Below are 12,581 nucleotides of genomic sequence, written 5' to 3'. Positions count from 1 at the left end.
ACTATGCAGTATTTTGTAAATGTAATTTTACCTATTCCTATTGAAAAACTCTTCACCTATAAGGTTACGGAAGAAGAGAAAAGTGTATTAAAACCGGGTATGAGGGTGGCTGTTCCTTTTGGAAAGTCTAAAATATACACGGCCCTGGTTTTCGAAATTCACAGCACTGCTCCCACAGTTTATGATGCTAAGGAAATAGACCAGATTTTGGACGATTATCCTTTGGTGACCAATATACAGCTCAAGTTTTGGCAATGGTTGGCCCAGTACTACATGTGTTCTATAGGTGAAGTTTTTCGCTCGGCCGTGCCCAGTGCGCTGCTATTGGAAAGTGAAACTTTGATATTAAGGAACGATAGGGCCATTGTAGAGGAAAACGAATTGCTTGATGATGAATTCATGGTGTTTGAGGCCTTACAGCATCAATCAATACTTAGAGTTCAGGAGATAAGTGATATTTTGGATAGAAAGAATATCATCCCCATTTTAAATAGATTGCTTAAAAAGAACATTATTTTTCTCAAGGAGGAGATGTTCGAGCAATACAAACCAAAATTGGTCCGGTACGTTCAACTGGGAAAAAATCATAGGTCGGAAGAGGCTTTAGAGGTGTTATTGAATAGCTTGACCAGGGCCCCTAAACAGAGCCAAGTGGTACTATCACTATTTCAATTACAGGCGGTAACAAAAAAGCCTGTAAAAGTGAGCGATTTGGAGAAGGCAAGCAATAGCTCCAGTGCCATTATAAAAGCGCTGATAGATAAGGGTATATTGGAAGAACATTTTGTGCAAACAGATAGGGTGGTCTACGAAGGGGAAGATCCAACCGAAACCTTAAAATCTTTGAACGATTATCAGTTGGCTGCCTTAAGGGATATAAAAGTGTCCTTTAAAGATAACAAGACGGTACTTTTGCACGGGGTTACCTCATCAGGAAAGACAGAGGTATATGTTAAGCTGATAGAGGAGTATTTAAGCCAAGGGAAACAGGCACTGTACCTCCTTCCGGAAATTGCCCTCACCACCCAGCTGATTTCTAGACTGCAGGCCTATTTTGGTGAAAAAGTAGCTGTATATCATTCCAAATATAATGTTCAGGAAAGGGTAGAGGTATGGAATAATGTTTTGGAAAATAGGCCGGTGGCACAGATTGTCATTGGGGCCAGGTCTGCTTTGTTCTTGCCATTTAGGGATTTGGGAGTGGTTATAGTGGATGAGGAGCATGAAAGTTCTTTTAAACAATATGACCCGGCGCCCAGATATCATGCAAGGGACGCCGCAATTGTTCTGGGCAATTTGCACGGAAGCGATATTCTCCTAGGTTCTGCCACGCCAAGTGTAGAGAGTTTTTATAATGTAAAGATTTCCAAATACGGCTATGCACGCATAGAGAGAAGATATGGGAATGTGCTTATGCCGGACATGGAACTGGTAGATATAAAGGAACAATCCCGAAAAAAAAGGATGAAAGGGCATTTTTCGGATCGACTTTTGGAAGAAATTACTGAAACCTTGGAAAATGGGGAGCAGGTTATTCTCTTTCAAAACCGTAGGGGATTTGCCCCGATCATGGAATGCACTACCTGTGGCCATGCCCCCCAATGTCCTAATTGCGATGTTAGTCTCACCTACCACCAGCACAGAAAGCAATTGCGGTGTCACTACTGTAGTTATCATATAGCCCTTCAGGAAACCTGTCAGGCCTGTGGGAATGCCACCTTGGATACCAAAGGTTTCGGGACCGAGCAAGTGGAGCAGGAACTGCATAGCTTGTTCCCCAAGGCGAATGTTGGAAGGATGGATCTGGATACCACCAGGGGGAAACACGGATATGAAAAGATAATCACCTCCTTTGAACAACAGGAGATCGATATCCTTGTGGGGACCCAAATGCTGACAAAAGGGTTGGATTTTAGGAATGTGAACCTGGTAGGTATCATGAACGCGGATTCGCTGTTGAATTTTCCAGATTTTAGGGCCCACGAAAGAAGTTTTCAATTGCTGACCCAGGTGGCCGGTAGGGCAGGTAGAACCAAAAAAAGAGGCAAGGTAATTATTCAGAGTTATAACCCCAATCATAGGATATTACAGCAAGTAACTACAAGTGATTATAGTGGAATGTTCCAAGAGCAGATCTATGAAAGGGAGCAGTATAAGTATCCTCCAATAAACAGAATTATCAAAATTACATTTAAACATAAGGATTACAATAAACTCAACGATGCTTCGGAATGGTTTGCCAAATCCTTGAGGAATAGTTTTGGCGAAAACGTATTGGGACCTGAGTATCCTCCCGTAGCTAGGATTCGGAATCAGTATATAAAAAATGTTATCGTAAAGATAGGAAGTAAATTCTCTTTGGTTAAAACAAAAAATAGCATTAAAAGAATTGAAAAATCCTTTAATGCTATTTCGTATTACAGAGGTGTGCGCGTAATCTACAATGTAGATCACATATAATTAAAAATTATTCAAGGCCTCTGCCAGTTCTGTTTTCTTATTTCTACTTAAAGGTATTTGTTTTCCGCTAACTTCTACGTTTTTACTGTTAAACTTCTCAACTTTCTCCAAGTTGACAATATAGGATTTGTGGATCCTTAAAAACTTATCTTCCGGCAACTGTTTTTCGAAAGATTTCATTGTTGATAAAATTACGATATTAGCTTCGTCGGTAACTAATTTAATGTAGTCACCCAGGGCTTCTATCCATTTTATCTCGTTCAAAATAACCTTTCTTTTCTTAAGGTTGCTCTTTACAAAAATATGTTCTTCGTCTTCCGTTACCTTATTGATTTGCTCAAATTTTGCAACGGCCCGTTTAACAGAGGCGTCAAAACGTGATAAGGTAATTGGTTTGTGAAGGTAATCTGTTACATCGTAATCAAATGCCTTAAGGGCATAATCAGGTTTACCAGTAATCAAAATTACCTGAGGGCTGTTATCCAGGGACTCCAATAGGTCGAACCCAGTGATAATTGGCATCTCTACATCTAGGAAAATTAAATCGATTTCATTGTTTTTGATGCCGTTTTTAGCTTCAATGGCATTACTGTACTCAGCTACCAAAGCCAGATTCGGATGGTTGTTCACCAGTTTGGCAACCGCCATCCGCTGCATGGACGAGTCGTCCACGATAATGCTTCTTAATTTCATAAATGGTTGATTTGTGGGGTTAAATCATCGACAAAGTACTTAAAATTCATGCTGATGTACAACAAAAGTTGTAAACATTGCAGTAATTGTTGTGTAAATGGCAATGACCATAGTTTTAATTGTTTTTGGTTAAGTTCAATATTATGTTTGTCTAGGTATAACGAAGATTTTTTCATTTTCTTGTGATATGAACAAAAAATAATTACTTTTGCAGACTTAAAAAATTTTAAACATATGAACAATTACGAAACTGTTTTCATTTTAAATCCCGTTCTATCTGACACTCAGATAGAGGAAACAGTTAAGAAATTCGAGGATTTCTTAATTAACAAAGGTGCCAAAATGGTAGCCAAAGAAAACTGGGGGCTAAAGAAATTGGCCTATCCGATCCAACACAAGAAAAGTGGTTTTTACCATTTGTTCGAGTTTACAGCTGAAGGCGACGTCATTGCCCCTTATGAATTGGAATTCAGAAGGGACGAACGAATTATGCGTTTTCTAACCGTAAAATTAGACAAGCATGCCGTATCATGGGCAGAAAGAAGAAGAACAAAGTTAAAAGCTAAAGCGTAAGGATTATGGCATCAATAGAACAACAAGCTAAAGGAAAAAAAGACGGAGAGATCAGATATCTTACTCCTCTTAATATAGAAACCAACACTCAAAAGAAGTATTGTCGTTTCAAAAAATCAGGTATTAAATATGTAGATTATAAGGATCCTGATTTCTTAATTAAATTGGTAAATGAGCAAGGTAAATTGCTACCGAGAAGACTTACCGGTACTTCGTTGAAATATCAACGAAAAGTGGCTGTTGCCGTAAAAAGAGCACGTCATTTAGCTTTAATGCCTTATGTTGGCGATTTATTAAAATAAAAAGAAACGGACGATGGAACTTATATTAAAGGAAGACGTACAAAACTTAGGTTTTAAAGATGATTTGGTGAACGTAAAGAATGGTTTTGGTAGAAATTACCTAATCCCAAGGGGATTGGCCTCTTTAGCTACACCTTCGGCCAAAAAAGTATTGGCTGAAAATTTAAGACAAAGAGCTCATAAAGAGAAGAAAATTGTTGACGCTGCCAATAAAACAGCTGAAGCTATTAAGCAATTGGAAATCAAGATAGCTGCCAAAGCGGGTGCTGGTGACAAATTGTTCGGATCTATTACCAATATAGATTTGGCGGATGCTTTGGAAAAAGCTGGGCACTCTTTGGATAGAAGATATATCTCCATTCAGGGTGGAGCTGTTAAAAGGACAGGTCCTTACAATGCTCAAATAAGATTGCACAGAGATGTGGTAGTCGATTTCCCATTTGAAGTAGTTGCAGAAGCTAAGGGTTAATATTTTTTGAATAAGTTATTTGAAAGGCCACAGAAATGTGGCCTTTTTTTGTGTTATTTTTATAAGGACTACTATAAACATTAACCCAAAAACTCAAATAACATGAAAACTAAATTATTTCTGGCTTTGGCGATTTTTTGCTATGGGCTCATGCTTACAGCACAGGTAACTACCTCCAATATCAGGGGGATTGTCATAGATGATCAAGATATTCCTTTGTTAGGGGCCAACGTTGTGGCCATACATACACCTACAGGTACCAAGTATGGAGCCATAACCAATGAGGACGGAAGGTTTAACCTCCTTAATTTAAGGGTAGGAGGGCCTTATGAGGTTACTATATCCTACATCGGCTTTAAAAGTCAAACGGATAACGACATTTTTTTAACCTTGGGAAAAACCCAGAATATAGAGGCTAGATTGGTGTCCGACAATCAAGCTCTGGATGAGGTAATTGTGGTTTCCGATCGCGGTACCGGTACCTTTGGGAGTGATAGGACGGGGGCCGAGACTAGCGTTGGTAAGAGGGAGCTGACAAGACTTCCCACGATTTCCAGATCTGCCGCGGATTTTACCCGTTTGGAGCCAACGGCCAGTGGAAATTCATTCGGTGGCCGTAATGATCAATACAATAATTTTTCGTTGGATGGGGCAATATTCAATAACCCTTTTGGCCTAGATGCACCTACTCCAGGTGGACAAACGGATGCACAGCCCATTTCTTTGGATGCCATAGATCAAATTCAGGTTTCTACTGCGCCTTATGATGTTACCCAATCTGGCTTTACGGGTGCATCCGTTAATGCTGTAACCAAAAGCGGTACCAATGAATTTCATGGAACGGCATATGGCTTTTATAGGAATGAGGATCTTACTGGTAGCAAGGTCAAAGGAGAGGATGTTGTGAAACCGGCCTTAAAGCAGAATCAATATGGATTTAGTTTAGGAGGGCCAATTGTAAAAAACAAACTGTTCTTTTTTGTTAATTTTGAACAAGATGAAAGGGATGATTTGGGTACCAATGGATGGATTCCCAATTCCGGCTCAGGAGCCATTAACGAATCACGGGTTTTGGAAAGCGACCTAATGGCCGTTCAATCTGCCTTGTCTGCCTTGGGATATGATACGGGAAGTTATGAAGGCTTCACTTTTGGAGCCAAATCTACCAAAGGTATCTTTAAGTTGGATTGGAACGTTAATGATAATAATCGTCTGGCTTTAATCTATAATTTCCTGGATGCCTCCAAAGAAAAACCGGCACACCCCACGGCAATAACCTCCAGAGGCCCTAATTTTGCGACCCTGCAGTTTGAAAATTCCGGTTATGAAATAAATAATCGCTTGCAGTCTTTTCAATTGGAGTTAAACTCCACATTATCTGAGGAAGCCATTAATAAATTGCAATTGGGCTACTCATACTTTGATGATTTTAGAAATCCATTTTCTTCACCTGCGCCGGTTATAACCATTCAGGATGGCAATGGATCCAATTATATTATAGCTGGACACGAGCCTTTTTCAATAAACAACAGGTTGGATCAGAAAGTATTCCAATTGACCAACAACCTCAGTTTTTTTAAGGGTAATCACACCTATACCGTTGGATTTTCGTTTGAAAAATTTATGTTCAAGAACTCCTTCAACCTAACCAATTACGAGTCTTTTAATTTTGGGATATTTCCTTACTACGGTTTGTTTGGCCCTTACCCTAATGTACAGGAATTTTTGGATAATGCACAACCTGGTGGGGTGGTTGATCAGTACTTAAGTGCCACTCAGAATGCTTTTAATTCAAGTAATGCTGCAGGGACTGGGAATGATGGGGGCTGGAAATTATCCGAACTCAATGTAGGCCAATTGGCATTTTACCTACAGGATGAATGGAATACTACCAATAATTTTAAATTGACCTATGGAATAAGATTCGATAAGCCCTTGTACTTTAATACCGGTGAATTGATTCAGAAGTTTATCGATACCGAAAATGGTGCTACCAGGGACAATTCCATATCCTATTTTAACCCCAATAAGGGAGAAGAGGTGTTTCTTAATTCTACGAAAATGCCGACCAATGATTGGCTTATTTCCCCTCGATTGGGATTTAACTGGGAGCTAGATGGGGAAAGTGCTACTCAAGTACGTGGAGGTACAGGTGTGTTTACCGGGAGATTGCCGTTTGTATGGATTGGTAATCAGGTCAGCGGAGCAGATGATGGATTTTTTCAGTTGGTTGACCCCGATTTTAAATTTCCACAGGTATGGAGAACCAATTTAGGGCTGGACAAAAGGTTTGAAAATGGGATTATTGGAACTGTGGATGTTTCCTATACCAAAGATATTAATGCGGCACATGTGCAAAATTGGGGAATGCGGAATCCGTCAGCAACTTTGAATGCCCCGGGGGACAATAGACCTGTTTATACCGCAGTGGATAAGGGCAACAATGCCTATGTGTTCACAAATTCGGACAAAGGGAGAATTTGGAACATTGCCTTCAAGGGACAGAAAACTTTTTCCAACGGAATCTATACCAGTTTGGCATATAGTTATTTAAATGCCAAGGATGTAAACTCCATTGAGGCGGAGATTACTGGTGATGCTTTCGATTTTAATCCAAATTTAGGAAATGCCAACAACGACGTTCTTGCCTATTCCAAATATGGTGATACGCATCGGTTTATAGGGGTGCTGTCCAAGCAATTTAAGTATGGAGGTGATACCTGGGCTACCACCATTTCCACTTTTTTTGAATACGCCCAGGGCGGAAGGTACAATTATACCTATGCCGGTAATATTAACAATGATAGCTCCTTTCAAAACAATGATCTCTTGTATATCCCTACCAACGCTGAATTGGCGCAAATGCAGTTTTCCGGAGCTGGGCAGTCGGAAGCCTTTGAGGCCTACATTCAGCAAGACAATTATTTGAAGGAACATAGGGGGGAATATATGGAGCGTTATGGTGCAAAGGCACCATGGAGAGGTAGGTGGGATATGAAATTACTTCAGGATTATAATTTTAAGGTGGCAGGTGATAAAACCAACACCATTCAGTTTAGTATAGATGTTCTTAATATTGGGAACATGATAAGCTCGGATTGGGGTTTAATCCAGCAACCTAATAATATTAGTCCAATTGGGGTAAGTGTTGATCCCAATACAAATATACCTACCTATACTTTTGATCCCAATGTTACAAAAACTTATGGTTATGATACTGGTTTGTTGTCCAGATGGCAAGCGCAATTTGGCCTGCGCTATATATTTTAAATTAATCTTAATTTAATTTTTAAAAGGCTGTGCAATTCCCACAGCCTTTTTATTTTTGCACTTCCTTAAAGCGAAATCAAGGGTCATGGTCAAAACTGTGATTGTTAAAAGAGCTAATGATTTATAAAAAAATGAAATACACAAGATTAACAAGGCAGCAGTTGGAGGAGTTGCACCAAGAATTCATAAATTTCTTGGCTACTCAATCCATCACGGGGGATGAATGGGAGAAGTTGAAAAAGGAGAAACCGGAAGTAGCAGAGGAGGAACTGGATGTTTTTAGCGACTTAATTTGGGAAGGTGTATTGTCCAAGGTGCAGTTTCTGGAAAATATATCTGCCCAGCACATGCATTTTTTTCATTTACTGGAAAAGGAAATGAAATTGATCTCCGTAAAGGTGATGAATCCCGATATAGACCTAAGTACCAAAGAAGGGTTTTCCTGGTTCAGGAAAAATTACCAATCAGATTTTGTGGAATACCTAACGGCCTCCAAAGCCTATTCGGAGGATAAAAATTTGGACAAATTCGATTTAATAAAACAAGGAGCTGTAATTACAAAAGGGGAGCTATATAAATGGTTCGATGATTTAATAGGTTAATTTTAGTTGTTCCGGCACGGGCAAAATTCCACAATCCACTATATTTACACCAGATTTATATACAATGGCACAAAAACCATCCATACCTAAGGGGACCAGGGACTTTTCCCCTTCAGAAGTCAATAAGCGGAATTATATATTCGATGTGGTAAAAAAGCATTTTCAAACCTATGGTTTTCAACCTATTGAAACCCCTTCTTTTGAGAATTCGGAAACCTTAATGGGGAAATATGGCGATGAAGGAGATCGACTGATCTTTAAAATCCTTAATTCTGGGGATTATTTAAATAAGGTGAATGATGATTTATATAGCACCAAGGATTCAAGTGCTATAACTTCAAAGATTTCTGAGAAGGCTCTGCGTTATGACCTAACAGTTCCCTTTGCCCGTTATGTGGTAATGCATCAAAATGAAATTGACTTCCCTTTTAAAAGATATCAGATCCAACCGGTATGGCGTGCCGATAGACCCCAAAAAGGGCGTTTCCGCGAATTTTTTCAGTGCGATGCCGATGTGGTAGGCTCAGACTCGTTATTGCAGGAAGTGGAGTTAGTGCAGTTGTACGATGCTGTGTTTACGGATTTGAAGTTGGAGGGAGTAACCATTAAACTGAATAACAGAAAGATATTGGCCGGGATTGCCGAGGTAATCGGGGAACGGGATAAATTGATCGATTTCACGGTAGCTTTGGATAAGCTGGACAAAATAGGGATTGATGGAGTTTCCAAAGAAATGCGGGAAAAAGGTATCTCCGAGGCTGCTATTGAAAAAGCGGCCCCTCTATTTGAACTTAGAGGAAGTAATCTGGAACAACTTTCTATATTAAGTGGGCTACTGAATGATTCCGAGGAGGGAAGCAAAGGAGTAGGGGAGCTCAGGTTTATTATTGAAACCTTGGGGGAACTGGGGTTGCAATCTGCAAACCTGAAGATAGATGTTACTTTGGCCAGGGGACTTAATTACTATACAGGAGCCATATTTGAGGTAGCTGCTCCGGAAGGGGTAAGTATGGGATCTATTGGTGGTGGGGGTCGCTACGATGACCTTACCGGTATTTTTGGTCTTAAGGATGTAAGTGGTGTAGGGATATCTTTTGGCTTGGACCGGATCTATCTGGTGTTGGAAGAACTTGGATTATTCCCTGAAGCTATTGACCAATCCTTACAAGTGCTCTGTGTTAATTTCGGGGACAAGGAGGCATTAACTTCTTTGAAGCTTGTTAATCAATTAAGGGGGGCAGGGATAAAATGTGATCTTTATCCGTCCAGTGCCAAGATGCAGAAACAAATGAAATATGCCAATAATAGGAATGTTCCTTATGTGGTGTTGATAGGGGAGCAGGAGTTGGCCAACAATTCTTTCGTGGTCAAGGATATGCTTAAAGGGGGGCAGGATACCTATAGTCTGGATGAACCGGAGGAGTTTTTTAAAGGCTTATAGTCTTTTTCGTATGGCATTCAATACGGTGTCATAGTATTCCATATCATAGGGCACATACTTTTTGGAGTGTGTATTCCTATTCAGTTTTTTTTTGAAGGCAGGAATTGAAATCAGGTTAAGATCGGCCACTTCGGTTTCTTGCATTTTAAGTTTGGCCAAGGGTGTTTTTAGTTCGCATAAAAATGTGTGGTGGAATTCGCAGTCCAATAGATCTTTATGGTGTTGGCAGCTGTATTTAAATACGCCAATTTTGTGCAATTCACTGCTTGTGATTGCAAGTCCAATTTCTTCTTGTACTTCCCTAATGGCGGAATTAATTACATCCTCACCGGCACCTATATGTCCGGCTACGGAAACATCCCAGAGTCCTGGATGGGTATCTTTGTTTTTGGTGCGTTGCTGAATAAGTATTTCTCCGTTTTTGGTATATAACCAAACATGTATGCTAGGGTGAAAAATTCCCTTTCTGTGCGCCTCCGACTTCATGATGGATTTACCTGTGTAATTCCCGTCGGCATCCAGTACGTCTATTAATTCATCCATATAACATTGTTTAGCTGACTAATTTACTCAATAATCGAGATTTTAATGCCCTGATGCTCGTTTCGAAATCTAAAATAAGGTTGCTTTCAATGCATTGCGGCCCTGCCTTTGTCGGCCCCTACCCGTTCGGGCGGGCTTGCCCCGAGGTAGTTTACCATAGATAAAAAAATCCTCCCCAAAGGGAGGATTTAGTAGGTACTAATCAAAATAATTAAAAGTTTCTCCTTCCTTAATATTAAGAAGGGTTTCGTAGATAAGTCTAATTACGTTTTCAACATCGTCCTTATGAACCGTTTCCACGGTGGTATGCATATATCTAAGTGGGAGGGAAATTAGGGCAGAAGCTACGCCGCCATTGCTATAGGCAAAGGCATCGGTGTCCGTACCGGTATATCTTGAAGCGGCCATACGTTGAAAAGGAATCTTGCTAGCTTCCGCAGTTTCAATAATTCGCTCCCTAAGTTTGTTTTGTACTGCAGGGGCATAAGAGATTACTGGACCTTCGCCGATTTCGGTATGACCTTGTTTCTTTTTCTCGATCATAGGAGTGGTGGTGTCATGACAAACATCGGTGATAATCGCAACATTCGGCTTTATTCGTTGGGTGATCATTTCGGCTCCCTTTAGTCCAATTTCTTCCTGTACGGAATTGGTAATATAAAGTCCAAACGGAAGCGTCTTTTTATTCTCCTTCAGTAGTCTGGCTACTTCAGCGATCATAAACCCGCCCACTCGGTTGTCGATAGCGCGACAAACAAATTTATCTTTGTTCAGAATTTGGAAGGTATCAGGATAGGTAATAACACATCCTACGTGCACTCCAATTTTTTCAACCTCTGCCTTGTCCTTGGCGCCTATGTCTATAAAAATGTTATCCAATTTGGGGGATTCTTCTTTGGAGCTGTCCCTCGTGTGAATGGCCGGCCATCCAAATATTCCTTTTACAATTCCATTTTTAGTGTGGATGTCCACCCATTTTGAAGGGGCAATTTGGTGATCACTCCCTCCGTTTCGGATCACATAGATCAAACCGTTATCGGTAATATAGTTTACGTACCAGGATATTTCATCGGAATGCCCTTCTATGACAACTTTATATTCGGCATCCGGGTTTATGACCCCTACAGCAGTTCCGTAAGTGTCGGTAATAAAAGTATCTACATAAGGTTTTAGATACTCCATCCATAATTTTTGTCCTTCCCATTCGTAACCTGTGGGGGAGGCATTGTTTAAATATTTCTCTAAAAAATCTACAGATTTTTTGGTAAGGATCTTTTTTGCGCTCATTTACGTATATTTTGAATACAAACTTAACAATATTCACTTTTAATTAATAATATCATTCTTTGTTTATCGTTAATTTTGGCAAGGCTTTTGTATTTTATGGTTCGATGGGAAAAAGATTTTTGGTAATACTTTTTGGTGTGATGGGTTTTGTTGGGATAGGGCAGGTTGCGGAAGAGACCTTGGATTCCTTGGCCCAACAATATATAATAATGGAGGGCGACTCTGTTCTTCAGAGTTCTATAGCCTTAAATGAAGTATATGTATTTGGCAGGCTTAAATTCTCCTCTTATAATGATAAATTAAGGTATTATATTTTAAGGAGAAAAACTATGAAGGTCTATCCTTATGCCAAATTGGCGGCCGAAAGGTTGGTGGAACTGAACGACAGTTTGGAACATATAAAAAAGAATTCCCACAAAAGAAGGTTTACGCGCAAGGTTCAAAAATTTATTGAGGACGAATTTTCCGAGGAATTAAAAAAATTAACGCGTACGGAAGGGCAGATTTTGGTAAAATTGATTTACAGGCAAACAGGAATTACTGCTTTCGATCTTGTAAAAGAGTTGCGAAGTGGCTGGCGTGCATTCTGGTACAATACTACGGCCAAAATGTTCAGTATAAGTATTAAGGAAGAATACCATCCCGATATGGTGCACGAGGATTACCTGATAGAGGATATTCTACAGCGGGCTTTTGCGGATTTTAGTTTGGAAAGACAGGCTTCCGTGTTGGAATACGATTACGCCACGCTCACCAATATCTGGAAGGACCAGAACAGGTCCAGGGAATAAGATTGTAAATCCTTTATTTAGAGTATACACAATGTAGGGTAGGGAGTCCATTGTGGGCCTTCCCTCTCCTAGGTCGGGCCGTGTGCTCTGCCGTATCCCTTGTCCTGCTTCGGTGGTGCGGCTTCGGCCCCTGCCTACCGGTAGGGGGGG

Annotated in this window: 11 protein-coding genes; 8 read left to right on the top strand and 3 right to left on the bottom strand. The window is 40.2% G+C overall.

The features are described from left to right. Positions 1 to 3 precede the first annotated feature (3 nt). Positions 4 to 2,460, top strand: coding sequence for a primosomal protein N' (gene priA / locus MWU84_RS08980; RefSeq protein ID WP_246900791.1), 2,457 nt, complete (start codon positions 4 to 6; stop codon positions 2,458 to 2,460). On the opposite strand, the gene MWU84_RS08975 is transcribed toward priA, so the two are convergent. After that, positions 2,461 to 3,153 (bottom strand): LytTR family DNA-binding domain-containing protein, encoded by a 693-nt coding sequence (locus MWU84_RS08975; RefSeq protein ID WP_246900789.1) that lies wholly within the window; start codon positions 3,151 to 3,153, stop codon positions 2,461 to 2,463. 234 nt (positions 3,154 to 3,387) lie between these two features. Here MWU84_RS08975 and rpsF point away from each other — a divergent pair, with 234 nt between their 5' ends. From rpsF to hisS, 6 genes are all read left to right on the top strand, one after another. Further along, a complete protein-coding gene (gene rpsF, locus MWU84_RS08970; protein WP_246900787.1) occupies positions 3,388 to 3,726 on the top strand; it encodes a 30S ribosomal protein S6 in 339 nt (112 codons plus the stop codon). A 2-nt stretch (positions 3,727 to 3,728) separates the two neighbouring features. Further along, positions 3,729 to 4,028: a 30S ribosomal protein S18 gene (gene rpsR, locus MWU84_RS08965; protein WP_176225701.1), complete on the top strand. Its 300-nt coding sequence runs from the start codon at positions 3,729 to 3,731 to the stop codon at positions 4,026 to 4,028. Between the two features lie 13 nt (positions 4,029 to 4,041). Further along, the gene (gene rplI / locus MWU84_RS08960) at positions 4,042 to 4,497 is read left to right on the top strand and encodes a 50S ribosomal protein L9 (protein ID WP_093980228.1); all 456 of its coding nucleotides are present in this window, start codon (positions 4,042 to 4,044) and stop codon (positions 4,495 to 4,497) included. Between the two features lie 102 nt (positions 4,498 to 4,599). After that, positions 4,600 to 7,767, top strand: a complete 3,168-nt coding sequence (locus MWU84_RS08955; RefSeq protein ID WP_246900785.1) for a carboxypeptidase regulatory-like domain-containing protein — start codon at positions 4,600 to 4,602, stop codon at positions 7,765 to 7,767. Positions 7,768 to 7,898: 131 nt separating this feature from the next. Beyond that, entirely contained in the window at positions 7,899 to 8,369 is a 471-nt protein-coding gene (locus tag MWU84_RS08950) for a DUF6495 family protein (RefSeq protein ID WP_246900783.1), read from the top strand. 64 nt (positions 8,370 to 8,433) lie between these two features. Beyond that, positions 8,434 to 9,810 carry a histidine--tRNA ligase gene (hisS, locus tag MWU84_RS08945; protein WP_246900780.1) on the top strand — a complete coding sequence of 459 codons (1,377 nt, stop codon included), beginning with the start codon at positions 8,434 to 8,436 and terminating at the stop codon, positions 9,808 to 9,810. On the opposite strand, the gene MWU84_RS08940 is transcribed toward hisS, so the two are convergent. Then, complete coding sequence (locus MWU84_RS08940; RefSeq protein ID WP_246900778.1) at positions 9,805 to 10,353, bottom strand: NUDIX domain-containing protein; 549 nt, start codon at positions 10,351 to 10,353, stop codon at positions 9,805 to 9,807. The two genes, hisS and MWU84_RS08940, sit on opposite strands and share 6 nt — an antisense overlap. Positions 10,354 to 10,551: 198 nt before the next feature. Continuing rightward, positions 10,552 to 11,640, bottom strand: a complete 1,089-nt coding sequence (locus tag MWU84_RS08935; RefSeq protein WP_246900776.1) for a M42 family metallopeptidase — start codon at positions 11,638 to 11,640, stop codon at positions 10,552 to 10,554. A 104-nt stretch (positions 11,641 to 11,744) separates the two neighbouring features. On the opposite strand from MWU84_RS08935, the gene MWU84_RS08930 reads away from it, so the two are divergent. Then, entirely contained in the window at positions 11,745 to 12,431 is a 687-nt protein-coding gene (locus tag MWU84_RS08930; protein WP_246900773.1) for a DUF4294 domain-containing protein, read from the top strand. The last annotated feature ends 150 nt before the right edge of the window (positions 12,432 to 12,581 follow it).

Source organism: Arenibacter sp. F20364, assembly GCF_023015905.1.
In the GTDB taxonomy this organism is placed as follows: domain Bacteria; phylum Bacteroidota; class Bacteroidia; order Flavobacteriales; family Flavobacteriaceae; genus Arenibacter.
The sequence above is the reverse complement of the archived record's forward strand: the minus strand, read 5'-3'. Positions and strand labels throughout refer to the sequence as shown.

Excerpts from the sequence above, each read along its gene's own strand:
- rplI (WP_093980228.1), top strand. The coding sequence starts at position 4,042 with ATGGAACTTATATTAAAGGAAGACGTACAAAACTTAGGTTTTAAAGAT.
- priA (WP_246900791.1), top strand. The coding sequence starts at position 4 with ATGCAGTATTTTGTAAATGTAATTTTACCTATTCCTATTGAAAAACTC.
- MWU84_RS08950 (WP_246900783.1), top strand. The coding sequence starts at position 7,899 with ATGAAATACACAAGATTAACAAGGCAGCAGTTGGAGGAGTTGCACCAA.
- rpsF (WP_246900787.1), top strand. The coding sequence starts at position 3,388 with ATGAACAATTACGAAACTGTTTTCATTTTAAATCCCGTTCTATCTGAC.
- MWU84_RS08935 (WP_246900776.1), bottom strand. The coding sequence starts at position 11,640 with ATGAGCGCAAAAAAGATCCTTACCAAAAAATCTGTAGATTTTTTAGAG.
- MWU84_RS08975 (WP_246900789.1), bottom strand. The coding sequence starts at position 3,153 with ATGAAATTAAGAAGCATTATCGTGGACGACTCGTCCATGCAGCGGATG.
- MWU84_RS08940 (WP_246900778.1), bottom strand. The coding sequence starts at position 10,353 with ATGGATGAATTAATAGACGTACTGGATGCCGACGGGAATTACACAGGT.
- MWU84_RS08955 (WP_246900785.1), top strand. The coding sequence starts at position 4,600 with ATGAAAACTAAATTATTTCTGGCTTTGGCGATTTTTTGCTATGGGCTC.
- hisS (WP_246900780.1), top strand. The coding sequence starts at position 8,434 with ATGGCACAAAAACCATCCATACCTAAGGGGACCAGGGACTTTTCCCCT.
- MWU84_RS08930 (WP_246900773.1), top strand. The coding sequence starts at position 11,745 with ATGGGAAAAAGATTTTTGGTAATACTTTTTGGTGTGATGGGTTTTGTT.